25 protein-coding genes are annotated in these 26,174 nt (G+C 47.1%); 6 read left to right on the top strand and 19 right to left on the bottom strand.

Going from position 1 to position 26,174, the window contains the following annotated elements:
* Window positions 1–491 precede the first annotated feature (491 nt).
* Window positions 492–1,124, bottom strand: coding sequence for a hypothetical protein (locus QZ157_RS01975; RefSeq protein WP_295141133.1), 633 nt, complete (start codon window positions 1,122–1,124; stop codon window positions 492–494).
* On the bottom strand, window positions 1,121–2,413 hold the full coding sequence (locus QZ157_RS01970; protein ID WP_295141130.1) for an aminotransferase class V-fold PLP-dependent enzyme: 1,293 nt from the start codon (window positions 2,411–2,413) through the stop codon (window positions 1,121–1,123). The genes QZ157_RS01975 and QZ157_RS01970 overlap by 4 nt, the downstream gene beginning before the upstream one ends.
* 115 nt (window positions 2,414–2,528) lie before the next feature.
* On the opposite strand from QZ157_RS01970, the gene QZ157_RS01965 reads away from it, so the two are divergent.
* From QZ157_RS01965 to QZ157_RS01955, 3 genes are all read left to right on the top strand, one after another.
* Window positions 2,529–3,344 (top strand): DUF234 domain-containing protein, encoded by an 816-nt coding sequence (locus tag QZ157_RS01965; RefSeq protein ID WP_295141127.1) that lies wholly within the window; start codon window positions 2,529–2,531, stop codon window positions 3,342–3,344.
* Complete coding sequence (locus tag QZ157_RS01960; protein ID WP_295141124.1) at window positions 3,341–4,339, top strand: HAMP domain-containing sensor histidine kinase; 999 nt, start codon at window positions 3,341–3,343, stop codon at window positions 4,337–4,339. Before QZ157_RS01965 ends, QZ157_RS01960 begins: the two co-directional genes overlap by 4 nt.
* A gap of 98 nt (window positions 4,340–4,437) precedes the next feature.
* Complete coding sequence (locus tag QZ157_RS01955; RefSeq protein WP_295141121.1) at window positions 4,438–5,109, top strand: isochorismatase family cysteine hydrolase; 672 nt, start codon at window positions 4,438–4,440, stop codon at window positions 5,107–5,109.
* Between the two features lie 32 nt (window positions 5,110–5,141).
* On the opposite strand, the gene QZ157_RS01950 is transcribed toward QZ157_RS01955, so the two are convergent.
* Window positions 5,142–5,291 (bottom strand): hypothetical protein, encoded by a 150-nt coding sequence (locus QZ157_RS01950; protein WP_295141119.1) that lies wholly within the window; start codon window positions 5,289–5,291, stop codon window positions 5,142–5,144.
* Between the two features lie 72 nt (window positions 5,292–5,363).
* On the opposite strand from QZ157_RS01950, the gene QZ157_RS01945 reads away from it, so the two are divergent.
* Window positions 5,364–6,086 carry a DUF6683 family protein gene (locus QZ157_RS01945; protein WP_295141116.1) on the top strand — a complete coding sequence of 241 codons (723 nt, stop codon included), beginning with the start codon at window positions 5,364–5,366 and terminating at the stop codon, window positions 6,084–6,086.
* A 319-nt stretch (window positions 6,087–6,405) separates the two neighbouring features.
* Here QZ157_RS01945 and QZ157_RS01940 read toward each other — a convergent pair whose 3' ends face one another.
* The 7 genes from QZ157_RS01940 to QZ157_RS01910 all read right to left on the bottom strand — a co-directional run bounded on the left by QZ157_RS01940 (window position 6,406) and on the right by QZ157_RS01910 (window position 16,514).
* Window positions 6,406–7,041: an NAD-dependent epimerase/dehydratase family protein gene (locus tag QZ157_RS01940; protein WP_295141113.1), complete on the bottom strand. Its 636-nt coding sequence runs from the start codon at window positions 7,039–7,041 to the stop codon at window positions 6,406–6,408.
* 148 nt (window positions 7,042–7,189) lie between these two features.
* Window positions 7,190–7,999, bottom strand: a complete 810-nt coding sequence (locus QZ157_RS01935; protein ID WP_295141111.1) for a hypothetical protein — start codon at window positions 7,997–7,999, stop codon at window positions 7,190–7,192.
* A 140-nt stretch (window positions 8,000–8,139) separates the two neighbouring features.
* Window positions 8,140–9,723, bottom strand: coding sequence for a tannase/feruloyl esterase family alpha/beta hydrolase (locus QZ157_RS01930; RefSeq protein ID WP_295141108.1), 1,584 nt, complete (start codon window positions 9,721–9,723; stop codon window positions 8,140–8,142).
* Between the two features lie 262 nt (window positions 9,724–9,985).
* Entirely contained in the window at window positions 9,986–13,966 is a 3,981-nt protein-coding gene (dnaE, locus tag QZ157_RS01925; protein ID WP_295141105.1) for a DNA polymerase III subunit alpha, read from the bottom strand.
* 342 nt (window positions 13,967–14,308) lie between these two features.
* Window positions 14,309–15,343: a glutamate--tRNA ligase family protein gene (locus tag QZ157_RS01920; RefSeq protein ID WP_295141103.1), complete on the bottom strand. Its 1,035-nt coding sequence runs from the start codon at window positions 15,341–15,343 to the stop codon at window positions 14,309–14,311.
* Window positions 15,344–15,413: 70 nt separating this feature from the next.
* Entirely contained in the window at window positions 15,414–15,659 is a 246-nt protein-coding gene (locus QZ157_RS01915) for an RNA-binding protein (RefSeq protein ID WP_002948394.1), read from the bottom strand.
* A 306-nt stretch (window positions 15,660–15,965) separates the two neighbouring features.
* Window positions 15,966–16,514 carry a DJ-1 family glyoxalase III gene (locus QZ157_RS01910; protein WP_295141099.1) on the bottom strand — a complete coding sequence of 183 codons (549 nt, stop codon included), beginning with the start codon at window positions 16,512–16,514 and terminating at the stop codon, window positions 15,966–15,968.
* A gap of 89 nt (window positions 16,515–16,603) precedes the next feature.
* Here QZ157_RS01910 and QZ157_RS01905 point away from each other — a divergent pair, with 89 nt between their 5' ends.
* Window positions 16,604–16,855, top strand: coding sequence for a SelT/SelW/SelH family (seleno)protein (locus tag QZ157_RS01905; protein ID WP_295141097.1), 252 nt, complete (start codon window positions 16,604–16,606; stop codon window positions 16,853–16,855).
* A 15-nt stretch (window positions 16,856–16,870) separates the two neighbouring features.
* On the opposite strand, the gene QZ157_RS01900 is transcribed toward QZ157_RS01905, so the two are convergent.
* The 5 genes from QZ157_RS01900 to QZ157_RS01885 form a co-directional block, all read right to left on the bottom strand.
* Window positions 16,871–17,098 (bottom strand): hypothetical protein, encoded by a 228-nt coding sequence (locus QZ157_RS01900; protein WP_295141094.1) that lies wholly within the window; start codon window positions 17,096–17,098, stop codon window positions 16,871–16,873.
* Complete coding sequence (locus tag QZ157_RS10595) at window positions 17,091–17,222, bottom strand: hypothetical protein (RefSeq protein ID WP_363147582.1); 132 nt, start codon at window positions 17,220–17,222, stop codon at window positions 17,091–17,093. The genes QZ157_RS01900 and QZ157_RS10595 overlap by 8 nt, the downstream gene beginning before the upstream one ends.
* A gap of 292 nt (window positions 17,223–17,514) precedes the next feature.
* Window positions 17,515–18,081: an elongation factor P gene (gene efp / locus QZ157_RS01895; protein ID WP_295141091.1), complete on the bottom strand. Its 567-nt coding sequence runs from the start codon at window positions 18,079–18,081 to the stop codon at window positions 17,515–17,517.
* Window positions 18,082–18,186: 105 nt separating this feature from the next.
* Window positions 18,187–18,627 carry an LUD domain-containing protein gene (locus QZ157_RS01890; RefSeq protein WP_363147602.1) on the bottom strand — a complete coding sequence of 147 codons (441 nt, stop codon included), beginning with the start codon at window positions 18,625–18,627 and terminating at the stop codon, window positions 18,187–18,189.
* Between the two features lie 106 nt (window positions 18,628–18,733).
* Complete coding sequence (locus tag QZ157_RS01885) at window positions 18,734–20,380, bottom strand: lactate permease LctP family transporter (RefSeq protein ID WP_295141086.1); 1,647 nt, start codon at window positions 20,378–20,380, stop codon at window positions 18,734–18,736.
* Window positions 20,381–21,876: 1,496 nt separating this feature from the next.
* On the opposite strand from QZ157_RS01885, the gene QZ157_RS01880 reads away from it, so the two are divergent.
* Complete coding sequence (locus tag QZ157_RS01880; protein WP_295141083.1) at window positions 21,877–22,044, top strand: hypothetical protein; 168 nt, start codon at window positions 21,877–21,879, stop codon at window positions 22,042–22,044.
* Window positions 22,045–22,136: 92 nt separating this feature from the next.
* Here the strand turns inward: QZ157_RS01880 and QZ157_RS01875 are convergent, their stop codons facing one another.
* Genes QZ157_RS01875 through QZ157_RS01860 form a run of 4 tightly spaced genes read right to left on the bottom strand, consistent with a single transcriptional unit; the run spans window position 22,137 to window position 26,139 of the window.
* On the bottom strand, window positions 22,137–22,358 hold the full coding sequence (locus QZ157_RS01875; RefSeq protein ID WP_295141080.1) for a hypothetical protein: 222 nt from the start codon (window positions 22,356–22,358) through the stop codon (window positions 22,137–22,139).
* A gap of 43 nt (window positions 22,359–22,401) precedes the next feature.
* Window positions 22,402–23,979: a phosphoglycerate dehydrogenase gene (serA, locus tag QZ157_RS01870; RefSeq protein ID WP_295141077.1), complete on the bottom strand. Its 1,578-nt coding sequence runs from the start codon at window positions 23,977–23,979 to the stop codon at window positions 22,402–22,404.
* A complete protein-coding gene (locus tag QZ157_RS01865) occupies window positions 23,976–24,461 on the bottom strand; it encodes a hypothetical protein (RefSeq protein ID WP_295141074.1) in 486 nt (161 codons plus the stop codon). Before QZ157_RS01865 ends, serA begins: the two co-directional genes overlap by 4 nt.
* A 4-nt stretch (window positions 24,462–24,465) precedes the next feature.
* Window positions 24,466–26,139, bottom strand: coding sequence for a 30S ribosomal protein S1 (locus QZ157_RS01860; protein ID WP_295141072.1), 1,674 nt, complete (start codon window positions 26,137–26,139; stop codon window positions 24,466–24,468).
* Between the last annotated feature and the right edge of the window lie 35 nt (window positions 26,140–26,174).

Here is a 26,174-nt window from a genome sequence, read left to right as displayed (position 1 = left end):
CCAAAGTTTTTGTAAATTCGTAAAAATTAACGCCGTGCAAATTTGAGCTGGACATAAAAATACGTCAAATTTGAGCGAGGCAAAAACCCGCGCGGGCGTATAAATTTGACCGCATGCGCAAAAAAGCACAAGCAAAGACTTTAAGCTCTGCGGCCGAGTTTGCCTGGGCGCTAGCAGAATTAGCAAATTTACGCCGTAAAGATAGCCGGGCAAAAGCTCGCAAGCCGCAAAATGCCGCCGGAAGCGAGCTAAATTTATCCGTAAAAAGCAGTCAAATTTGGGCAAAAGCAAATTCTGCACCGCTCGATAAATTTACCCAAAAATCGACCCAAATTTAAGCCTAGCAATTACCGGCGCGTCAAATTTGAGCCGAGTAATCTAAATTTACATAAAACGCAAAGCCGCCCGCAAAAAGACAAAAGCGCGGACGGTCAAATTTGACGGATCGCCTGGCCGAAAAAAGCAAATTTATGCCGCAAAAGCCCGCAAATTTACCGCGCCGCTAGTCCTTCCAGCTCCTTTGCCAGCGCGTTTACTTTCGAGTCGTCCATACCGTTGCGCTCGACGTCGCTCACGACGATATCCTCCCACGTCTTGGCAAACTCAGCCTGAGATAGCCCGAGGCCGCCCTCGCCCTTTGGTAACATACCGCTTATCACCAGCGCGCGGAAGCACACGTGGCGGTCGCCCTTGTAGGCTTTGCACTGCTCTAGCGAGTTTTTAAACTCGGCTCCTAGGTGCTGCGTGACCTTGTCGTCCGGATATTTTTCTGCCGCTCGAGCTATGTCAAGCGCTGTTTCGTAGTACTGCGATATGGCCTTAAACTCGCCGTTTTTAGCGGCGTACCCTAGTAGTTCGCCCGCTCTTTTGCTATCTCTTGGCGCGCCTAGACCAGTAACGTAGAGCAGCCCCAGATCGCCGCAGGCGTCTCTTAGACCCTCGTCGCAGTATTTTTTGCGAAGCTCGAATTCCTCTTTAAATTTGCCGCTTTCAAAGTAGTTGTTCGCGCCCGCGACGGAGTTGTACTCGCGCAGTACTTTTGCGTACTGCTCGGGGCTAAAGGGCTTTGCCTGCGCACAAACGGCGCAAAGGGCAAACAAGGCTGCGGCTAAAATTTTATTCATTTCTTTTCCTTTTTGGTTTTAAATTTTTTGATAGTTTTTTTGATGGCCTTTAGCAGATATGCGACGTCTTTTTGCGTGTGCGAGTAGTGCAGGCTCGCGCGCACCCAGCCGGGCTTTTGATCAAATTTCTGATCGTCTTTTAGCCCGAGCAGATCGTGTCCGTACGGACCGGCACACGCGCACCCCGCACGGGTCTGCACGCCGTAGTCCTCGCTCAGCGCTTCGGCAAAATCATAAGGCGAAACGCCTTTTACGTTAAACGCGAAAATCGGCAGTCTCGGCACTGCGCGCGGGCAGTAGCTCACGACCTCGGGGATCTTATCCAGCCCCTCGCAAAATAGCTTTGCAAGCTCATCCTCGCGGCTTTTTATGACGTCTAGGCCGACCTCGTTTCGCAGTCTGTATGCTAGCGAGGCTCTTATGAGCCCCATCACGTGCTGGGTGCCGCCCTCCTCGGTGCGCTCCACGCTAGGCGCGAAAAAATGCGAGCTGCGGCTCACGTAGCTAACCGTCCCGCCCGCGGCAAATGTCGGTTTGCTTGATTTTACGAGTTCTTTTCTTATCGCGAGCAGTCCGCAGCTGCCCACGCCTCCTAAAAGCTTATGCGGCGAGAGAAACAGCGCGTCGAAGTAGTCGGCGTCGAGGTTGTCGTGCGGACTAAGGCTAGCCGCGTCAAAGGCCACGGTCGCGCCGTATCGCTTCATCATCACGTAGATTTTTTTGTAGTCGCTGATTATACCCGTGACGTTTGAGGCCGCGCTAAAAGAGCCGATGATCTCGCGCTTTGAGTTGATTTTGAGCAGTTGATCGAGCCTGCCGAAATTTATCTCCCCGCTCTTGCTTAGCGGTATGCGCACTACCTCGCACAGCCCCTCGCGCAGGCTGACTTCGTTTGAGTGGTGCTCGTAGGGCGAGATGATGACGAGGGGCAAATTTGCGCCCTTTAGACTCTCCTCGCCCAGGCGGTTCGCGCTCATAGGCGGCAGGTAAAGCCCCATGATTTCTTCAAATTTCTTTATCGCTCCCGTCGCGCCGCAGCCTGCCGAGATCAGATAAAACCGCTCGTCAAGCCCCAGCGCGTCTTTTAGGCTCTGCCTTGCTTTTTCGTAGCGTTTTTGCGTCTTTAGCGCATTTGAGGCGCTTTCGGAGTGCGTGTTGGCGTAGGTTTTTAGGTATTTTGCGATCCTGCGCTCGATAGGCGCGTAGGCTAAGCCCGAGGCCGTATAGTCAAAGTAGCGCACGCCCTTTTTTAAAATAATATTTTTTCTGATTTCGTCGATGCTAACCAAAATTTTTCCTTATAAAAAAAGAGATTATAACCAAAGTTGTGCTAAAATGGGCTAAAAAGGAGCGAAAATATACGCCTTAAAATCAAGCTACGCGCGCTTTAAGCACCTTGATATCTTGCAGCTTATTTACTTTCATTTAGTCTTTGACGCGCTAAAATTTGAAGCGAATTATTACGATATTTTCGAGGCGATCGAAAAGGAAATTTTAGATAAATTTGAAGATTTGTCGCTCAAATTTAGCTTTGACGCCCCTTTTGAGAGCGAGCTTAAATTCGCCCTTTGCAAGCTTGCTAAAAACGACCGCAAAAAATACGCCCTAAATAAATTTTTGCCCCGCCCTCTCATCCTAAAAATTTACGCCGCCGCGATAAACTCGGGCATAGTCAGTATCGAAAAGACGCTGGAAAAACCGCGCGTAAAAAGCAAATATCAAAAATCTAAAAAGCTGCCCGAGCGCGACAAGGCGCAGGATAAAGTGGTCTTTAACGACAATTTTACTAGATTTTGGTTTTATTTCATCGAGTCAAATTTGGCCCTTTTAAAAAACGGCGAAAAGGCCGCACTGATGGAGATTATCAGACGAGAGTTCGACTCGTACGCGGGCTTTGGCTTTGAGCTGCTTTGCCGAGAGCTTTTGGCATTTAGACTAGGTGCCCAGCCCGCACGGGTGCGGAGCCTATGGGCGAAAAATATCGAGATAGATATATTTTTAAGCACCCAGGGGCGCATCGTCGTCGGAGAAGCTAAATTTAAAGAGCATAAAATTTGCAAAAACGTGGTAAATTTACTCCTTAAAAAATGCGAGCGACTAGGCTTCGTGCCCGACGCCGTCGCGCTATTTTCCAAAAGCGGCTTTAGCAACGAAGTCGGCCGCCTAAAAAACGAGCGAATTTTACTTTTTGATTTAGAAAATTTCGAGGAGCTTTTATGACTCAGATCGATAAAACCAGCGTCCAGGACGGACTAAAAAGCCTGATCGAGCAAACCTATCTGATAGAGCGCGAGTATAAAAACCTAACCGCGTCCTATGCGAGTTTGCAAGGCTTCATCAAAGATATCGTGGAAATTTTGCCAAACGCGATCTGGGTTTTGGACGAGGCGGGCGAGATATTTTTACAAAACTCAGAAGCCCTAAAACTCGGGCAAATTTTAAAATTTATCCCGCAAGAGGGAGGCGAGATAAGCGCCGCGGGGCAAATCTACCTCATCAAAATCGCCCAAAAAGAGGGCAAAAAAATCATCTCCGCAACCGATATAACGACCGAAAAGCGCACCGAGCGCCTAGCCTCGATGGGTCAGGTCGCAGCCCACCTCGCGCACGAGATACGCAACCCAGTGGGCTCGATCTCGCTGCTAGCCTCCACGCTGATAAAAAAGGCGGACGAGCGCACTCGCCCAGTCGTCGAGCAGATGCAAAAGGCGATCTGGCGAGTCGAGCGCATAATCAAGGCTACTTTGCTTTTCACAAAAGGCCTCACGATAAACGCGCGCGAATTTAACCTCGCCGAGCTAAAGGGCGAGTGCGAAGCGGCGATAGAGTGCTACACATACGGCAAGGAGATCAAATTTAGCCTAAATTTCCCCGACCTACTCTACGTGGGCGACCGCGATCTGCTGGCGATGGTGTTTCAGAATATGCTATTTAACGCGATCGATGCGGTCGAGGAAAACGAGGACGACGAGGGCTGGGTGCGCGTGGACTACGAGCAGCGCGAGGGCGAGCATAAATTTGCCGTGACCGATAGCGGCGTGCCGATCAAAAACCAAGCCATGGTCTTTGAGCCCTTTAAAACGAGCAAACTAAAGGGCAACGGCCTTGGGCTGCACCTGTGCCTACAGATCGTCCAGGCGCATGGCGGCAGTATCGAGATCGAGCTTGAGCCAAAGAGCTTTTGCGTAAATTTGCCCGCAAAGACGCGCGGCTAGGCGGAGTTTAAATTTGAACGCGAAATTTAGGGCGGCGGAAGGTTTGGCTTCGGCCAGCCGATCAACGAACGTAAAAACAATCAAAACAAGGAGAGAAAATGAAATTTGACGCGAAAATCTTAGAGGATTTGGCGAAGTGGTTTGAGGAGCTAAAGGAGATTAAATTTAGCGAACTTTTAGCGGGCGACGCGGCAAACACCGCATTTATCAGCGTGGATATGATAGAGGGATTTTGCAGCATGGGACCGCTAGCTAGCCCTCGAGTGGGCGCGATCGCGGACGGTATAGCGCAGACTTTTAGCGCGGCTTACGCGGCGGGTGCGAGAAATCTCGTGCTGCTCGAGGATAGCCACGAGGCAAACTGCGCGGAATTTGACGCATTTCCGCCGCACGCTATCAAAGGCACCGAGGGCGCGAATACGATACCGCAGCTACGCGATCTGCCGTTTTTTGACGAGATAAAAATCTTTCGCAAAAACTCCCTGAGCGCGGCTTACTGCGCCGAATTTAACGCGTTTATCGCGCAAAATCCGCAGATCGACACCTTTGTGGTGCTCGGCGACTGCACGGATCTATGCGTCTATCAGCTAGTCTCGCACCTAAAACTTAGCGCAAACGAGGCAAATATCAGGCGCAGAGTCCTAGTGCCGGCAAGCCTCATCGCCACCTACGACGCGCCGGGACACGAGGGGGACTTTTATCACGCGATGTTTTTGCGACATATGCAAACGGGTCTTGGCGCGCAGGTCGTGCGAGGGATCAAATTTTAGCGCCGATTTTATCAAAGGTGCGGCTAGAAAATTTAAGCGTTTAGCGGGGTCAAATTTGAGCCTAAGAGCGAAATTTGACTACTCGCCGTGCGTTTGTACAAAATCTCTTGGATGATAAATTTGTACTCCTTTAGCGTCCGTCTGCGCGGCGGCATAAAGGCAATCAGAATAAAAAATATCACAGCCGCGTTATTTTAGGTATAATGCCGGCAATGCGGAGCTGCCGCATGAAATTTTATTTTCGGAGGCGTTTTATGAAAATTTTAGGCAAGATTCGAGTCGGCGCGGCGGCGCTTGGAGCGGTGATGTGTTTTAGTAGCGCGCAGGCGTTTTTTACGATTGATTTTAACGAGCAGTGGTTGAGGCAGGATGCATATAACCGCGCTATGAATCAAGCAAGAAAAAATTTAAATCCACCCGATGATTCCGCCTATGCCAAAGACGTTAAGACCGATATACTCTATACGGGCGCGCTGGTGCGAGCGGGAGATCATTTTTTGGATATGGACGGCATAGAGCAGATAGCGCAGCTATTTCCCGCCGCGCAGCAAGATGAGGGGCGGCGCTTGCTAGTAGAGGGCATAGATAAGCTAAACGGCAGCGTCGAGCAGCTATACGGCATACCCAAAGAAAACGTGGCGACCGGCATCGTGGCGCTGCTAGGAGGCGCTTATGCGGCGTATTTTAATCATCCGATGCCGGACGAAGCCGTAAAGCCCGCATTTTTGCAGATCGCCGAGTTTTTGCGCAAAAAGCCGGAGCTGTTTGAGGGAAAAGCTACGGAAATGATGAACTCGTATCAGATATCTATGGGGCTTGGGTTTTTGCTGATGGCAATGCAGCAGGAGTTACAGCAGCATCCAAATCCGGCGCATGAGGCAGAACTAAAAGCCATAGGCAGGCTGGTTTTTAAATCATTACTAAACGTAGAACCGGAGCAAATGGATTTTACCAAATCCGGCATAGTCTTTAAATAGGCGTTTTGATTTTTGCGCGAGCAAGGCAAAACTGCGCGCAGGCTCGCGCTACCTGTTAGGTGGCTTGCGGCGCAAAAAGCCGTCCTAGCAGCGCTTTTGAGCGCGACTAAACAAATACTCAAACATAAACAAAAGCCTCTTTTTTGACACACCCGACTTTTGGCCGCGACCGAGCAAATACCCAAACCGCGCTCAAGAGCCGAATTTAAATAAGGCCGCGCACCTTGCAAAATTCGGCCGATTTTTTATTTTAAAATAGCAGGCGCATTTTCGGCGTTTTTAAAAGCTTAAAGCCAAAATCGCCTTTACGCTTTTGATTCTAAATAAACTCTCTTGGATGATAAATTTGCACGCCTTTTGCCTCCGTCTGCGCGGCGGCGATGACGGCGGTCGCGATATCTTTCGCGCTCATCGGACGGTAGTTCTTTAAGATAAATTTCGGCAAAAGCCCAAACAGCCAAACCATAAAGAGCTCTCCCATACGCACCTGCTCGCGCTCGCTTTTTATCGCGGGCAGCCGCGCGATTTGCAAACTTTTAAAACCCAGCGCGGCGATCTTTTTCTCCGCCTTGCCCTTTGCGCGCAGATAAAAAAATCTCGACCGCTCGTCCGCACCGTAGGCGGAGATGAGCGCGAAACGGCGCGCGCCTGATGCGATGCCCCATTTTGCGATATTTACGGGGTAGTTCACGTCCACTTTATAAAACTGCCCGCGACTGCCGGCTTGCTTCATCGTCGTGCCCAGCGCGCAAAATATCTCGTCTATCTCGCGCGGCGGCATGTTTTTTACATCGCTAAAATTTACGATCTGCGTCTCTAGCTTTTCGTGGCTAAAATTTAGCTCCCTGCGTGCCCAAACGATGATTTTGTCGTAGTTTTCATCCTCGCAAAGCCCGCGCACTATCTCGCGTCCGACCGCTCCCGTAGCTCCTACGACCAAGGCCGTTTTACCCATTTTTACTCCTTAATCTTTAAATTTTATCCCAGGCTAAGAGCCTCGCCTAAATTTAGCGCGGTTAATTTTAATCGCCCGTTTAAATTTGCCCCAACTAGTTAGTCGCGCTAAGCCCTTTGCCTAAATCAAAACACAAGCGAGATTAAATTTACCGCGCCGCTTGGCAATATTCTTTCTTATACGGCGCTCGCTCGCAAAGGCGCGCGTACACTCGCTTTACCTCAGCGTCGTCCAAGGCGTATAAAGCACCTCGTTTATGATGCTCTGTAAGCATAATACAACCGGCTAACATATCCGACTCAAAGCAGTTTCTAGTGAGCGCTTTTATGGCATCCTCAGGATCGTACGACAAAGACGAAATACCCAGAGAAAGGCATCTTCTAGCATCTATTTCACAGGCTTTTTTTAGATAGAAATATCCTGGCAAATCCTGCGGTTCGTCATGCAAGTAGGGTTCGGCTCGAAGCAAAAGCCCCAAATTTTCGCACCCTAGCGCCGAGTTTTTGTCGCAGGCGATTTCATATAGCTTTTGTGCGTGTTTTTTATTTTTAGCGGGCGAGTGTTTTTCCAAATATCTACCGTAAACGGCGCAGGAGTCATAATGACCGCTTAGGCATGCAGGCAGCAAAAGCTCTTTTGCCGCGTCGTAATTTTTATTTTCTATATGTATTTTGCCTGCCTCCATGCATGCGTCAAATTTACCCTCTTTGCACGCGTCAAGCAAAGTCTGCATCGCCGTTTGAGCTTCATGCTCGTTATATTTGAGCTCGTCTTTTTTATAAAAAAAGACCACGCGTTTGCAGGCTCTAGCGTCCTTTTGGGCGCACGATTTTTTAAGCGTTTCGTAGCGCGCGCTTAAAAACGCCTCCTTTTCGGGATCGGCTTCTTTTTTTTCTTGTTGGCTAGCTACCGCAGCTATGGCAAAAAATGCGAATGCTAAAACGATTAATTTTTTCATTTTTTCCTTTATGATTTTCGGCCAAATTTACGTTCGGATGTAAATTTAACCTTGTAAGTTTAACTCGCGAAAATCTACCGCATTTGTGCGGCGCTTGTATCTCGTGCGCCGCAGATAAACGGGTATCCTAGGCAGCAAAATTATCTACACTCAAAGCTACTCGCGCTATTTTCGTCGCCGCCTACGTAGGTAGCCACTTTAGGATACGCGCAAATCGGGATCTGCTTGCCCGCGCGACTCGTGCTTTTGCCTAGCAGGCTAGATGGAGCCGTTCCCTGCTCGCGCCACGCTTCAAGCGCGCTTAGCGGATCGACGTCATCGATGCCGTTACCGCCGCCGCAGTGATTCATCCCAGGCAAGGCAAAAAATCGCGCAAATTCGTCCGCATTCGCGTTGGTTTCTACTAGCTTTTTAAACCAATCGCGCTGATCCATCGCCGAAAATACGGGATCGGAAACGCCCGTTACGATGATAAGTTTACCGCCATTAGCGCGGAAGCTATCAAGCTTGGTCGAAATCGCATCGTTTATCGCCGCGGTTTCGAACGTTCGCTCTACGTCCTTATCGAAATCAAATTTCATCAGATCAAACTCCGGTTGCGGCGGCGTCAAGAAATAATAATTCATCGAGCCCTTTGAGAGTATGATATTTCTAGCATTTGGCTCTGCCGTTTGCGAGTCGCCAAGCTTCCACATGCGCCAGCCGGGCTGATTTACTCCGGCATCGTAAAACCAGCCGCTGTAAATTTGCTCGCCCTTGCTGTTTTTTGCGCCCTCAAATATCGCTTTTATCGCAGAAATTTTTTCTTTAGCTAGATCAAGTCCGCTGGGATCAAACTCGCAACGTTCCCAAGCGCCAATGATTCCGTCTTTTAGGCCGTCTAGCGCATCGCATTTATCTAAAGCCGCCCTACTTAGCTTATCCAAATCCTCCTGCGTAAGGGCGTTTGCGAAAATTTTATCCCCTGCGGCGTTTTTAGGCGCGATCTTCATAAGCTGCCGGTTGTCCCACTGCTCCGCGATCGCCGCGCGCGAAAGCCTAAAACCCGGATTTGCCGCGATTACGCCGTCAAATTCCAGCGGATACCTCTGCGCCGCCATCAAAGCCGAGCGCCCGCCGTTTGAGCAGCCCATAAAGTAGCTGTGCGCGGGCGCCTTTTTATACGCTGCAAAAATCAGCTGCTTTGAGACGCTCGCGACCTTGCCGATGGCCTGATATGCATAATCTAACCGCGCCTGTTGCTCAAGTCCAAACTCGGGCGTAGGCGTAGGATGTCCTGAATCGGTCGTAACTACCGCATAGCCCCTCATAAGCGCGGGCGTTGCGGTGCTAGTGCGGATAGATACGGCGCCAAGAGCAGGCGCGACGAAGCCGTCCAGACCGCCTCCGCCCTGAAATAGCAGCTTGCCGTTCCAGTCGCCTGGCAAGCGCAGCTCAAATTTTATGCCGTAATGCTTGCCGTCCGAGCCCGTGCGCGAGGCTATCTCGCCGTGAATTATGCAGTGAGGCGCGGCTTTTAGCGTCTTTTTGGCTCCGCCGGTTAGCGCAGACATCCTATCGGCGCCGATTTCGCCGCTTTGATTCCAGATCGCTTCGCTAATCTTTGTATCGTAAATTTTTGCACCCTTTAGTGCCGCGCAAGCCCGCTCGTCAAAATCGCTCGCAAGCGCTCCTTTTAAACCCAAAGCAGCCGTAAAGGTTGCAACTAAAATTTTCTCTTTCATTGCCGCTCCTTTTTAAAATTTTATCCAAAACGACTAATTTAAAAGCCTCCAAAACTGCAAATTTAACGTTTTAAAGATGCGGGTTTTGGCAACTAAAATTTAAAAATTTGACTTCAAATTTAAATACAAATAGTTAAGGCACGGTATTTTGAGATGATTTTTCGAGTTTTGAAGCAAAATTGAGCGTACGCTAGGCATGTAGCCTGCGGAGCGAAAATTTTGCGAAATCTCGGAAAAGCACTCAAAAGACAAGCCGTCAAATTTAAACGGCTTGTTTTAAACCCAGCGCTCTTTCCTCAAACCCCTCTCCCACGATAAACTCCGTCGTATAAACCAGCGCGCGGCCTTCTTGCGCGTCTTTGATGCGGATGATCAGTCGTTTGTTATTTTTATCTGCTGCGGCGCGGTGTTCGCCGATGGCGGCGCGGTAAATTTGCGTGATGAGATCCTTGCCCGTTTCATCCAAATTTAGTTCTAACACCAGATCCTCGAGCTCTCTTTTACCTCTGCTTTCGCTAGCCGCCGAGCCGTTTTGGTAGCTGCCGCCGCTACTTTCCTTGCGCTGTTTAAAGCTTCTGCTTTGGAAATTCATATCGCGCGCGTCCTCTAGGCTTACGACGTCGATGAGGTTTATGCGAGCGCCCTGATCGTCGCGGCTGTAGCGCACCTTAAATGCTAGCGGAGCGTCTTTTTGCTCCTCGCTTAGGTTCTCGATGAGCCCCTTTTCGGAGTCAAACGCCGCGACCTTAAACGTGCCAAAAAGGTCCATAATGCTTAGCATCATAAACTCTTTGCCGGTTTTTTTGCTAGGGATTTTAGCGATCTCGGCGATCTTGCCGACGACTAGGATCTCGCTCGTTTTATCTATCTTGCCGAAGTCCTTGCTAGGCGTGTGTTTGATCTGCTCGATTTGCTCTTTGTATTTTTCGAGCGGATGCGAAAAATCCATGCCCATAGCCTCGTCAAGAGTCAAAATTTTATCCAAATTTATCCGCATGAACTGCCCGTCTTTAGAGTAGCGAACCTTAAACGCATGCGGCAAATCGCGCTCATCGGCACTCATCGCCTCGACCGCTCCAAGGCCTCTGTCAAAGACCGCAATCTCGACCGTACCGTGAAAATCGAGCATCTCTATAGTGCCCATTTTTTTGCCGTTTTTCTTGCTGATCCTAGTCGTTAGATCCTCTATCTTGCCCACGAGCAGCATCTCGCCGTTTTCAGGTAGCTCGTCAAATTTATCGCTTAGCGTGTATTTTATCTTTGAAATTTGCTCGCGGTACTCGTCTAGCGGATGGCCGGAGAGGTAGATACCCACGCTTTCTAGTTCAAATTTGAGCTTGGTTTTTAGCTCTAGCTCGGAGTCGTCGCGCACGAGACTAGTTTTAACCGTCGCCATGCTCTCGTCGTCGCCAAACAGACTCTCGGCCGCGTTTTTCTTGATAGTAGCGGCGTTTTTGCATGCCTCTACGATGTTATCTAGGTTGTTTAGCATCATCTTGCGCGTTAGGCCGAAGCTGTCAAACGAGCCTGATTTTATCAGGCTTTCAAAGACTTTTTTATTTACTTTAAAGTTATCCACGCGCGAGACGAAGTCGTCGATATCCTTAAACTCGCCCTTAGCCTGCTCCTCTAGGATATTTTCTATCGCCGCGCCTCCGACGCCCTTTATCGCGCCTAGGCCGTAGATGATGGCGTCCTTGCCGCCTTCGCTAACGACTGAGAATTCTTTGGCCGATTTATTTACCGACGGCGGCAGGATAGCGATATCTAGGCGCTTACACTCGTCTATGTAGCGCGAAATCTTATCGGCGTTGGCCTCCTCGCTCGTGATGAGAGCCGCCATAAATTCGGCCGGATAGTACGTCTTCATATATGCCGTTTGAAAGGTCACGTAGGTGTAAGCCGCGGCGTGGGACTTGTTAAATCCGTACGAAGCGAAGTGTAAAATAAGCTCAAACAGTTCGTCGGCCTTTTTGCCGTCTAGCCCCTGTGCCTCGGCCCCCTCGATAAATTTACCCTTTAGCCTATCCATCTCCTCTTTTATCTTTTTACCCATCGCGCGGCGCACGAGATCAGCACCTCCTAGCGAAAAGCCGCCGATAGTCTGCACGATCTGCATAACCTGCTCTTGATATACGATGACGCCGTATGTAGGCTCTAGTATCGGCTGAAGTTCGGGGAAAATGTACGTGATAGGCTCCAGGCCGTGCTTGCGCTTGATGAAATCTGGTATAAGATCCATCGGACCCGGGCGGTAAAGCGAGATCATAGCGATGATATCCTCGAAGCAGTCCGGGCGCATATCGGCTCCGACTTTTTGCATACCTTCGCTTTCTATCTGAAACAGTCCCAGCGTCTGGCCGCTACTGATCGTTTCGTAGGTTTTTGGGTCGTTTTTATTGACCTGCTCCCAGACGATCTCTTTACCAAATCTCTTTTTTACGAGCTTAACGGCATTGTCTATCACGGTTAGAGTCTTTAGCCCCAGGAAGTCAAATTTGATGAGGTCGACGTCCTCTAGGTACTTTAGGCTATACTGCGTGACGAAGTGATCCTCCTCGGCATTTGGCTGACGAAAAAGCGGGGTTTTGTTCCACAGCTCCTCGTTTGAGATGACCACGCCTGCGGCATGCATGCCTGCGTTTCGGTTTAGACCCTCTAGATCCAGGGCGAATTTCCAAATTCTATTTGCATTTGAGTTGCTTGCTATCAGCTCGCCGATCTTTGGCTCTTTTTCAAAGGCCTGCTCTAGCGTGATGCCTAGCTCGTCAGGGATGAGTTTTGCCATCGCGTCGGCCTCGGCGTAGGGCATATCGCATACGCGCGCGACGTCGCGGATGACGCCCTTTGCCAGTAGCTTACCGAAGGTAATAACCTGCGCGACGTTAAATTTACCGTATTTTTCTATAACGTAGTCGATGATCTCGCCGCGGCGGTTTTGACAAAAGTCCACGTCGATATCGGGCATGCTCACGCGCTCGGGGTTCAAAAAACGCTCGAAAAGCAGGTTATAGGGCAGCGGATCCAGGTCGGTGATCTTTAGACTATATGCCACGAGGCTTCCCGCCGCAGAGCCGCGTCCGGGGCCTACCGGCACGCCGCGCTTTTTAGCTTCGTTGATAAAGTCCCAAACGATCATCATATAGCCCGGGAAGTTCATCTTGTTTATGATATCTATCTCGCGTTGCAGACGGGTTTTATACTCCTCGTGGCGCTCAGCTGGGATAAATTTCAATCTCTCCTCTAGCCCCTGCCTGCACTCGTATTCAAACAGCACGCTGTCGTTTGGTATGCTGTAGCGTTTATCAGGCTCTGGCAGGCTCAAATTTCGCTCGGCGGCGTATTCGAGCGTAAATTTAAAATTTGGCGGCGTAGCGTCGCCTAATTTTATCGTAAGATCGCATTTACCCACTATTTCTTGCGTATTTGCGACGGCTTCGGGGATATCGGCGAAAAGCTCGCTCATCTGCGCAGGCGTCTTGACGTAAAATTCATGCACGCTGTGGCGCAGGCGGTTTGGATCGTCTAGCAGTTTGTTCATCGCGATACACATAAAAACCTCGTGAGCTCCCGCGCGTTGCTTAAACGTATAGTGCGTGTCGTTGGTTGCGATGACCTTGATATTTAGCTCCTTTGCCAGGCGCAAAATTTCATCGTCGATCCTGCGCTGATCGCCGATGCCGTGGCGCATGATCTCGAGGTAAAAATCATCGCCAAAGACCTCTTTGTACCACAGCGCGGCTTCCCTAGCCGCCTCATATCCGCCCGCGCCGAAACGTAAATTTCGCTCGCTTTGGTTGAGGTTCCAGTTCACCTCGCCTTGCAGGCACGCCGACGAGCAGATGATGCCCTCGCTGTGCTCTTTTAGTATCTTTTTGTTGATACGCGGATAATAATAAAACCCCTCGATATAGCTCATGGAGCTCAGATACATCAGGTTTTTGTAGCCGATTTCGTTTTTAGCAATGAGGCAAAGGTGAAAGCGCTGTTTGGTGCTTTTATCTCCCAGCTCCTCGCCGTTGTGGATGTAGGCTTCGATGCCGATTAGCGGCTTTATGCCTTCATTTTTCATCGTTTTATAAAAGTCTATAGCGCCGAACATATTGCCGTGGTCGGTGATGGCTGCGGCTTTAACGCCTTGTTTTTTTAGCGTTTTAGCTAGCTCTTTGATACGGTTCGCTCCGTCAAGCAGCGAATACTCCGTGTGCAGGTGCAGGTGCGTAAAATCTGTAAAATCGCTCATTTTTTCGTCCTTTTTAATGCTTTTGATTTTACAGAAACTTTGCTTTTAGGTGGATAAATCGGTCTTGTTTAAATTTAGCTAGGCTCGGAAAACAGGCTGCTGGTGTGGGCTTTTCGTCAAATTTGAGCTCAAATTTGACGACTGAGGTGGGGACGACTCGGTTTAAATTTACGGCTCCGAATTTAGCTTAAATTTGAGCGGTAAATTTGACGAAACCTTGCGAGTGTAATAAAAATTTGAAGCACGATTACGAGGGGATTAAGAAAAATTTGGATAAGGCGGATAAAAATTACCGTGCTTTTTAAATTTAAAATTTAAAAAATACAAGTAGTGAGTTTAAATTTATCGGCCAAATTTCTCTTTAAATATCTCAAGCAAATTTGACAGAGTATCGCATTTTGACGCGTCAAGACCAAGCTTAAGAGCGGCGAATTTATAGTGGATTTTGGCGCCGTCCGCTACGCTCACCGCCGGCGCGCTCGAGCTCTTGGATAGCTTTTTGCCGCTCTGCGCTAGTAAGCCGTGGTGGATGAAATTCACGCCCGCAAAATCGTAACCCAAAATTTGCGCTGCGTACTTTTGCGCCGCCGAGCACGCGAGCAGATCCTCGCCTCTCACGAGCAAATTTACACCCAGCATCTCGTCGTCCACGAGGCTAGCGAGATTATACGCGGGCGTATCGTCCTTTTTCCAAACGACGAAATCGCCCAAAATTTGCGCCAAATTTACGCTTTGAGTTTGCGCGAATTTTTCCGTTTCAAACGCCGCTTCGTCCGCCAAATTTAAACCGTCCGAATTTGCCGAATTTAAAATGCGTTCTTCCGGATTTTCTACCGCGTTTGGGTTAAATTTCTTATCGCCTAGTTTGCCTCCGCCGGAGCCGCGCCCCAAAGCGTCAAATTTTATCAAATTTTGCCGGACACAAATCGCCTCGTCAAGGACGCGTAGTCGCATGGCCGTTTCGTCTTTTTTAAATTTAAGATTTTTATCCGCGCAAACCCGCGCGTAAATGCCGTTTTTAAACGAGCTTTTCATCGAGTGCGAGCACTCGCAAGCGTAGCAAACGCCTTTTTGCTCGAGCTTTTTTAGCGCGTTTTGGTAGGCGCCGAGGCGAAATTTGGAGCTAAATTTACTCTCAAATTCCCCCACTCCGCTAGGCCCGCCGTCAAAATCAATGCCCAGCATATCAAGCACGCGAAAGATATTTTCCACGTATTGCCTGCGGTAGCGCGGCAGGTCGTAGTCGTCGATCCTTAAGTATAAAATACCATCAAATGCGCGAGTAAAAAGATATGTTAGTAAGAAGTTGTAAACATTGCCCACGTGCAAAAAGCCGCTTGGCGTCGGAGCGATACGAGATGTGATTTTTTGGTTCATTTGGAGCGAAATTTGGTTAAAAAGCTTAAATTTAAAAATTAGTTAAAAGCCGTCAGATTTGACGGCCGGATTATTCTTTAGGTTTAGATTCGTTTACTCTTAGGGCTCTGCCGCCTACTTCCTTGTTGTTTAGCGCTTCGATCGCTTTTAGCGCGTCTGCGTCGTTTTCTATCTCGACGAATCCAAATCCTTTTGAGCGATTCGTGTCGCGATCTTTGACGATTTTCGCGCGTTTTACTTCGCCAAACGGCGCAAATGTATCCTTAAGCTCTGCCTCAGTCATGCGATATGACAAGTTACCGACGTAAATATTCACAGTAACGTTTCCTTAAATCAAATTCCCGATAAATCGGTTAAGGGATAATACCTGAATTTAAATAAAAAAGCTAGATAAAAAGCTCGCTTTTTATAATTTAGTATTAAATTTACCAATCAGTATATCCGCAAGCTCTTTAATGCAGCAAAATTTAGCCGATTTTTCAAACCGGCAAGCTTTTAGGGCTTAGAAAACGGCTTCATACAAAAGCCTATTTCTCGCGCGTAAATAAAAACTCGGCGAGAAAGAGCGGGCAAAGCTACGTTAATTTTTGCTCTAAATTTATCGCCTGGGCTTTGTGCCGTTTTATTTTACGAACAGCAAGCCCTCTTTTACTTCTGCGTAAATTTGCTCGCCGCCTAAAATTTTAAGCAACTCCAAAGCAAACTCCATTGCCGTGGCGGGACCTCTTGAGGTAATGATATGGCCGCTTTGCACGACGTTTCTATTGCTTACGTAGCTTCCGCCGCGTACGGCTTTTTCGCAGCCAGGATAGCAGGTAAACTCGCTTCTAACAATCTCTGCGGCGTCAAGAGCGATCGGCGCGGCGCAGATGGCTGCTATAAATTTACCTTTTTTATCGAAACGCTTTATAATTTCTCTCATTTTTAGATTTCCCTCGATATTTGAGACGCCCGGCTGACCGCCCGGCAAAACTAGCATATCGTAGTCCTCCTCCTCAAGATCGTAAAGCGTCATATCGCAGACGAATTTCACTCCGTGAGCGCCTGCTATAGGCAGCTTATCAAGCCCGACGATATCGACTTCTACGCCGCCTCGTCTAAGCACGTCCACGATGCTAACGCCCTCTATCTCCTCAAACCCGTCGGCAAAAATCACGGCAACTTTTTTCATAATTTTCTCCTTAAATTTTCGGATTATTATACTCTCGTTTGCTAAATTTGCGCTATAATCGCGCCACTTTAAATTCGAAAGGAAGGAAAATGGAAGTAAAGATTACGTATTGCAATTCTTGAAACTATAGACCGGTAGCTTCTCGTGTAGAAGAAGAATTTTTAAGTCAAATTCCAGGTGCTAAAATTAGCAAAACCGTCGGTAGCGGCGGAAACTTCATAGTTGAAGTAGACGGAAAAGTAGTCTTTTCTAAAAAAGATCTCATCGGTACGGACGTAAACGCCCTGCCAAATCACGAAGAGATCGTTGCTTTGGTCGATAGCGTTAAAAAATCAGCCTAAAGTCTAAGCTAAGGCTTAGGCCTTGGCTTTTATTTTTTCAAATTTTATCTCGTCTTTTTCATATTTTTTCAGCAAATCGTTTATACGCCTCTCAAAAATTTTCCATCTAGCTTCATTTCCATGTTTTTCAAACAAACTTAACGCTTGGCGGGTCAAAATTTCTTGTTCGTGCATTATGAGTAAATATTCAAAAAGCCGGTCAATCACCGCTAGACCGTTTCGCTCTAGCATCAAATCAATCAAATTTCGTTCGGTTTACTGCGTCAAAAAATCTAAATACCGCTCTTAAATCACTCGTTAAATTTTCGCAAAGCGCTGCCGCGTCGGTATTTTCGTTGATTTCATAGTAAGGCGTTTTGGAGCCCACGATAAATGAAATTCTATCCCTAAAATGGCATTCGTATTCTTTGGGTTTTAAGACGAATGCCTTGCCGGTTGCGGCGCCTACAAACGCGCCCTAAATGCCGCAGTTTACGTAAGATCTGGTTTTCAAATGCGGTATCGCCGCCATCTTTTTAAAATTTTCGATTATAGATAAATTCGGGAGTATTTTTGTAGAAATTTAGCCCGCTTTTGGTAAAGCCGTTATCTTTAAACAGCGGCTTTACTCGGGCTATAAGCTCGTCAAATTTTGCTTTCATCAAATTTGACGACTGCGATTATTTATTTGCGCGCTCGATGTATTCGCCGCGGACGGTATCTACGCGGATGACCTCGCCCTCAAGCACGTGGAAAGGTATCTGTACGACCGCGCCGCTCTCAAGCGTAGCAGGCTTTTTACCGCCCTGGGTGTCGCCTTTAAAATTCGGCGGAGTTTCGACGATCTTTAGCTCGACTACTTGCGGCACCTCTACGCCGATAGCCTTGCCGTTGTGAAACAAAATCTCAACCATCATGCCGTCTATCATCCATTTTTTAACATCGCCCACGTCATCGTCGCTGATCGCTACTTGCTCGTAGGTCGCAGTGTCCATAAACTGACAGAACTCACCGTCGTCGTAAAGATACTGCATCTCTTTTTCTTCCAAATTCGGCTGATCGCATTTGTCGCCCGCATGAAACGTCTTTTCAAGCACTTTGCCGTCGATGAAAGATTTGATTTTTGCGCGAACGAAAGCCGCGCCCTTGCCCGGTTTTACGTGCTGATACTCGACGACTTTATACGGAACGCCGTCTAGCTCGATCTTTAGTCCTTTTTTTAGGTCGCCCATAGAATAGGTTGCCATTTTTTCTCCTTGATTTAAAAATGGTTGATTATATCCAAAAAAGTTTAAATTTAGCAGGCGGAGCAAACGAATTTCAAACGATTGCCCCGAATTTAGCGAGTAAATTTAATAAACCAAAACATAAACTATCTGCGAGCCGTGCACGCCCAAAACCGGCACGAGCTCGATATCGGAAGTCCTTGAAGGGCCGCAGATGAAAAGGATATTAGTCGGCAACTTTTCGTTTTCTTTTTTTATCTCGTTTAGGCACGCAGATAGGCTTTTTACCACGTCTTGCTTTTTTAACAGCACTATGCAAAGTCTTGGCGTTAGGCTTAGCAGTCTTGGTTGGCTCTTGCTTGAGATTACGCAAAAAACGCCGTGCGAACTAACGGCTTTGGTTGCTTTGATTATAGAGACGTCGTAGTTAAAAAGCTCTGATTTAAACTCCTCCACGGGCCTATCAAAGGCGAATTTTACTTCCGCTTCTACCTGCGATACGTCGATAGGCAAGTCTGCGGGATAGATTAAATTTTTAGCGTTTTGTTGCTTGATTATCGCGTTTATATCGGCGATTAAATTTTGACTTCTTTGTACAAAGGCCTTACTTTAGGACTTTTCTCTGCTATTCATAGCAGAGAAAAACATATAAACTCTTTTCATTTTTCCTCCTTTAAGGTCTAAAATTCGTAACTACGGGCACGAGCTGCGGAAACAGATGTATAACCGCCCACGTGATGAAGCTAGCCAAAACTATAAATAAAAGCGAGTATTTAAGCGTAAATTTAAGCACTTCGCTCTCGCGTCCGGCCATTCCCACCGCCGCGCACGCTACGGCGATACTTTGCGGACTAATGATTTTACCCACGACGCCGCCCACGGTGTTTGCCGCCATAAAAATAACGTCGGGTACGCTTAGCTGATTTGCCGTTACTTGCTGAAGCGTACCGAAAAGCAAATTCGCGCTGGTAACCGAGCCCGTTAAAAATACGCCCAGCCAACCGATGACGGGCGAGAAAAAGCCAAACGCGTTGCCCGTGCTTGATAGCGCTAGGCCCATAGTCGCGGCCTGACCGCTATATTTAGCCACGTAGGCGTACGCGACGATAAAGCCTATCGTAACGATGGGAAAAGCCATCTCCTTTGCCGCCTCTTTTGCGGAAGCGACTGCGATTTTGGGGTTTATCTTTAAAATCAGCGTCGTAAGAATCGCGGCTAGCAGTATCGCCGTTCCCGTAGCCTTTAGCGCGTCCCACGTATAAACGGCGCTAATAGCTTGCACGCCCTGCGAGATAGGCGAATTTGATGCGGTTAGATTATGCAAGTTTGCGACTTCAAATTTAAACGTAGCAAAATCCACGAGAGATTTAAAACCTGAGCTGTTCCAAACGACTATAGCCGCGATAATGAGGATAAAAGGAAGCCAAGCTTTAAACGCGTCTTTAGCGCTTAGGCTTACGCCCTCTTTTGCCTCGCTTTGCCCGCTTACTCTAAATACGTCTTTAATCTTCCAAATTCTAAGCGCCGCCCAAAGCATGACGATGGAGACGATAGCGGCGATGATATTTACCAGCTCCGGGCCTAAAAATTTAGCCGTAGCGTACTGCGCGATAGTGTAGCTAGCCGCCGCCGTAACAACGTGAGGCAAAACGCCTAAAACTCCCCTAAATCCGCTAACTAAAAACACGAGTAAAAAAGGCAGCGTAAAGGTAATGGGCGGTAGCATCCTAGCCGTCATCGTAGAGATTAGCTGCGCATCGACGTTTACGGTACCGCTAAGCGCCGTAACCGGTATGCCCACGGCCCCAAACGCCGCTCCCGCCGTGTTTGCTATCATACTAAGTCCGGCCGCGCTTAAAGGCTTTAGCCCAAGCCCCATAAGCAAAGCCGCGCAAATCGCAACCGGCGCGCCAAAGCCTATGGCTCCTTCTAAAAACGAACCGAAACTAAACGCTATTAAAATAACCTGAATGCGGCAATCGGGGCTAATAGCCGTAATAGAGGCCTTTAGCGTCTCGAAGTAGCCTGATTTTACGCTAAGTTTATAAAGAAAAATCGCGCACAAAATAATCCAAGCTATCGGCCAAAGCCCGTAGAAAAAACCGTAAGCAAAGCTCATAAACGCCGTAACCGCAGGCATCTTATAAAATATAATCGCCACGGCAAGGCTGGCTGCGACGGTTAGAAACGCCGCGACGTAGCCTTTTAGCTTAAAAACCGTCAAGCAGAGCAAAAACACGCCTATGGGCAAAGCCGCCGCAGCCGCGCTGAGCCAAATGTTACCCGCGGGATCGTAATTTTGCAAAAACACCTCTTGCATCAAATCCTCCTAAATTTAAAATCTCGGCGAAATTTTAGTGCGATTTCAAGCTTAATGCAAAATAAAAATCACATTAATATTTCGCTTTAAGGTTTGGGATTTGCGCCGCAAAAGTTGCGTAAAACGGTAATACGAAAAAAGACAAATTTGGCCGAGGCTAATTTGGGTATAAAATTTTACGAGCCGTCTATATTAGGCATTTTAGGAGTATAAATGTTACTAAAAGTAGCACACAAATATCCATTAAACAAAAAAGGCGTTTTTTAGAACAAATTATTTACGCGTTATCAATTAAGCAAATTTTCGAGTTTTTGCGTCGATTATTTAAATTTAATTATTTTTTTAAGCATTTGGCTAAATTTATAAAAAGATTCTGCGCTAAATCCCAGAAAAATAGCCGATATGCCGCTTAAGTTTAACGCGTAAGAGCTAAATTTAGACACGTAAAAAACGGCTAAAACTCATAGATAAAATTTCACGAAAACGGCGGTTTTAAAGATGTTAGAGGGGGCAAAATCGGCCTCTTACGCTATTTGCCCCGAGCTTTGCTTACGGTCGAGCGCCCCGCGCTAAAACGACTGTCGTTTTTTTCGTCTAAAAGATACCGCCTTTTTCGGTAACGCCGATACCGCGCTTACTAAATTTACGCAAAAGAGTCGTTGCGTGCTTTAAGAGTTGCACAAAGCCTGCGCGCGGGGAAAATGTGCTATAGACCAAAGCGGCAAGAAATCGCGCCCGCACGGCCGCATAATCTTGATACCAAGCTTTACGCCAGCCTACCATCTCGTAAACAAAAGCGCGCATCCCAAAAAACAAGGGCGGCGGCGATAGAGCGAATAAATTTCGCCTTGCTTTACCGAGGCTTATCTCTGCCGAGTGGGCCTATAATAAACGCGCCGTGGTAGATAAAAAATTAGCGCCTTAAGCGCTCGCGCAATCGCTGCGCGTCTATGCTTCAGACTTTGTTTTATTTGTCCTAGCCTAAGCCGTACCGTCAAATTTAAAAAATCGCATCTTTGCGGCGCTCCAAATTCGGCCGGCTATTTAAGCTTAACAAAAGAGGCACTTACTGCAGCGCAAAACGTTTCACGAAATAGGGCAAAGCCTCATAGACCGCGACCGCCGCACCGATAAAGTCGGCACGGGCTTTGAGGTTTTGAAACAAAAGGCTAGAAATTTTATAAATTTGCTCCGGATTTTGTGGTTAAATTTACGCTGGGAAGATCCGCGTCCTTGCGGCGCTAGACAAATAAATAGCGTAGCAAACGGCTTAAATAAGCAGGTAAAACAAGGCTTATCTCGCGGGCTTAATGCACGGCTGATTTACCGAATATAAGAGCCGTAAAATTCGTATGGCGAGTAATTAGCATTTAAATGGCGTCTTTAAATTTAAGCCTCGTAAAACTGGCAACCCTAAGGCATGCATAAAGACGGCTTAAATTTACGGGAGAAAGGAAGCGGGTTAGTTTTTCGTAAATTTAGCAAAACAGCCGAATTTGGACGAAGTTAAATTTCGCCCAGTAAATAATCCGCAAATTTACGGCTACCGTACGCGTTTATACCGACTGCTAAAACAATGCCGGTGGATAAAGCATATAATCACTAACCGCATAAAAGGCGAGTTTAAAAACCCAGCCTATACGTTTTTGACGGATTTTGCGTGACGAGAGCTTGTGCGCTAACCCCAAGCGGGCGAGGTCTGCACCGACGGGGATGTTCGCTCGTGCGCCAATACGGGTACTCTAGGCGATGCTTATCACTCTTTAAATTTAAACTCGCCTTTTTCCTTGCTCTTTTCAGACTGCGAGTGGATTTCCCTTTTCATCTGCTCGCTCACGCTTGGTTCGTCTTTTTGTATCTTTTGAAATTTCTTTTTTTCGGTCAGAATTTTTTCGAAATTTTTCGTAGTTTGCTTTTGTACCTCGCTCTCACAACCGGCAAATAAAAACAAAATCGGAATAAAAAGTAAAAATTTCATATTCAAGCCTTTCTTAAATTTGAGCCCGATTTTGGGCCCAAATTTAGATAACTGCGTATTTTGCCCATATACAAACGTCAAGTTCGTTTAGTTTAGCCAGCGTCTCTTTGGTTATCTTTTCATCGACCAGCACGACCGCAAGCGCCATCCCATGGTCGTCGCGTCCCAAGCGGAAGTCGGCGATATTTATCTTCTCATCGGCAAGGATAGACGAAATCTTAGCTATAACGCCCGGAACGTCGTTATTTTTAAAGATAATCATCTTGCCTTTGGGTTTAAAGTCTGTTTTAAAGCCGTTTATGGTTACGATACGCTGCTGATTCTCGCCAAATACCGTTCCGCCGATCGTCACGACATCGCTTTGCGTCGTGATACGAACGGTGATCTTATTTTTAAAAATACTATCGCCGCCGACGATGCTTTCGGTTTTTATACCCTTTTCGTCGCATAAAAATTTAGCATTTACGTAGTTTATGCCGTCGCCCAAACTCTCTTTTAGCGCGCCCACTATAGCAAAGGTTAGTAAGGAATTCGCGTATTCGCTAATCTGCCCGTGAGTTTCGATACGGACGGCTTTGATCGCGTTTTTGTTGATTTGCGCGGCAAGAAACGCCATCTTGCTCGTAAGCTCGATATAAGGCTCTACGAAGGGAGGCAAATCCTCGGTCTTTATCGGCAAATTTAACGCGCTAGGATAGCTGATACCGCGAGCCGCCGAGATAGCCTGTTCGGCTGCGGCGATAGCGATGTTTGCTTGAGACTCTAGCGTATTTGCGCCAAGATGCGGCGTGACGCTGACGTTATTTAACTCAAGTAGCGGGTGGTTAGTCGCGGGCTCTTTTGCAAATACGTCGATACCAGCAAACGCGATCTTGCCGCTTTTTAAGCCGTTATATAGCGCCTCTTCGTTATAAAGACCGCCGCGGGCGCAGTTTATGAGACGCACGCCGTCCTTCATCTTTGCGATCTCGGCCTCGCCGATCATATCCGTAGTTTCTTTATTTTTAGGCGTATGGATCGTTATGAAATCGCAAGCGAGAATATCTTCGAAATTTTTAGTATAAACGCCGCCCATATCGGTTACTTTCGACGGATCTATATACGGATCGTAAGCGACGATCTTCATACCGAAAGCCGCAGCCCTAGCCGCCACGCGCGAGCCGATGTTGCCAAAGCCGATGACGCCTAGAGTCTTGTTAAAAAGCTCGACGCCGTACCATTTTTCGCGTTTCCAAATGCGGTCGATTTTTAGGTCGTTGTGGGCATAAGGAAAAGAGCGAGCCGCCGCTAGCATATGAGCCATCGTTAGCTCTACTGCGGCGATCGTGTTTGCCGTAGGGACATTCATCGCGATGATGCCGCGCTTTGAACAGCCGTCGATATCCACGTTATCGACGCCAACGCCCGCGCGCACGAGAGCTTTTAAATTTTTTGCGGCATTTAAAAACGCTTCGCCGACTTCCGTTGAGCTTCGAGTGATAGCCACATCAGCCTCGCCTAAGATATCTAAAAGCTTGTCCTTTGGCACGTTTACCGCGTCGATTACTTTTATATCCTCTTCGCGATTTAAAATTTCAAAGCCGACTTTGTGCATCGCATCGCACACTATTATGGTTTTCATAGCTTGATCTCCTTAAAAGTTGAGTGTATATCATACGCCTTAAGTTCTTTTATAATGCGGTTTAAAATACCGCTATCTTGCGTATTTATGTAGATTAAATTTTGAGATTTTTCATTTACCACGCTAAAATCTACTGGTATGTTTTTTAGGGTTTGCGTAAGGCAAAACATGGAATATATGTCGTTTTTATCAATCATTAGCTGATATGCGCTCTTGACGGTAGCTTTTGATTTGTCTTTAAATTCTATAAATATCTCATTGCTTGCTAAAGCGTAATTTTTGGGAGCCAAATTTGCCATTTCACCGACCCAAGAGGTCTGCCCGGCGGTCAAATTTCGCTCCTCGCCGTTTTGCGATATTTTTAGCTCCATGGGCGCAGGTTCTTTTAAATTTACCTCCGCGTACTTATACAGCAAAGCGCCGCATACGCAGACGAAAATCAGCAAAAAAACCATCGCGCCCCAGAGCAGATATCGCTTCATTTACTTATGATAGCTGTTCTTTGATAATATCGCCCAAAGTAACCTTATCGTCGCTATTTATCTCGTTTAGCACCTCGCGCTCTTTTTGTCTCGCAAGGCGTCTTACGCTTAGGCGTATTCTATTTTTCTTCTCGTCGATAAAGGCTATCGCGGCTTCGATATTGTCGTTTATATTTAGGCTTTCGGCGCTTACATTGCCGAGGTCTTCTTTGCGGATGAGCGCATCGACGTTATCGCCGAGCTCTACAAACACGCCAAAATCTTTAATATCGCGAATTTTGCCAGTCACGATGTCGCCTACGTTAAATTTCTTAGCAAAAGCTTGTACCGGACTTTGTTTTAAATCTTTTTGGCTAAGCGAAATTTTTTGATCGTTAGAGTCGATTTTGATGATTTTTACCTCGACCTCGTCGCCTACTTTAAACAAATCTTTGCACTTATCGTTTCTATCCCAAGAAGCGTCTTCATTGTGAAGCAAGCCTTCGACTGCACCGATTTTAACAAATGCGCCAAAATTCGTTACGCTAGTAACTACGCCTTTAGTAACGTCGCCTTCTTTAAATTTGGCCTTAAATTCGTCAAATGGCTTTTTGAGTAAATTTTTAAGGCTCACTCTTAGGCGGCGATCTTTCGCGTCTATCTCGATAACCTCGACGTCAAGCTCCTCGCCCTCGCTGATGTGGTCTTTTGGATTTTTGATATTTTTATCCCAAGAAATTTCAGAGATATGCAAAAAACCCTCTATATCATTGCCAAGATCGACGAATGCGCCGTAAGGCTCTATGTTACTGACGGTTACTTTTATAGTGTCGCCAACCTCTAAACCGTCTTTTATCTCATCCCAAGGATCAGGCATCGCAGCCTTGATAGATAGAGATAGATGTTTTTTCTCGTTATCGTATTTGATAACTTTTACTAAAACCTTGTCGCCTTCTTTGTAGATAGAGCCCGGATTTACCGGCCCTTTATAGCTTATCTCGCTATAATGCACGAGTCCGTCCACGCCGCCTATATCCACAAACATACCGTAGGTAGTGATTTTTTTAACCACGCCTTCGATGACGTCGGTATTTTCGGCTACCGCAGATATTGCTTCCCTTTTTTTTCTTCTATCTTCGTCGAGTAGTTTTTTTCTTGAGACGATGATGCTTTGCTCGTCTTTATCTATCTTTATGACTTTTACTTTAAACGACTTTCCTACTACCGCGTTTGCGTCCTTAAAACCGCCTTGCGAGCGAGGTAAGAAAAACTCGATCCCATCGCTATTTTGCGCGACGAAACCGCCTTTATTTTTTCCTATGATTTTTACATCGAATACATCTTGATTTTCTTCGTTATACGAGTCGATATAGGCTTTTACTTTTTCTTTTCTAAGCGCTTTTTTGTGAGAAACGATAGGTTTTCCGCTTCTTGTCGAGCCGGTAATTACGACTTTTATCGTATCGCCTACTTTAAATTTAAGCTCTCCGTTCTCATCCTGTATTTCAGAAATGTTTAAAATTCCCTCTGATTTTCTACCGACGTTTACAAAAACCTCGTCGCCTTTAATATCGACGATTATACCGTCGCTATCTTCTTCCGTCTTTTTAAAAGACTCCTCTAGCATCGCGGCGAAATCGTCGTTTTCGATATCGTCGTTTGCCTTACTAAGTTGAACTTTTTTGTTCACCGCAGCCATCTTGTTCCTTTTTGATATATTTTGCTTTTTAACAC

Origin of the sequence: uncultured Campylobacter sp. (assembly GCF_905372745.1) — a bacterium.
Lineage (GTDB): Bacteria > Campylobacterota > Campylobacteria > Campylobacterales > Campylobacteraceae > Campylobacter_A.
The sequence above is the reverse complement of the archived record's forward strand: the minus strand, read 5'-3'. Positions and strand labels throughout refer to the sequence as shown.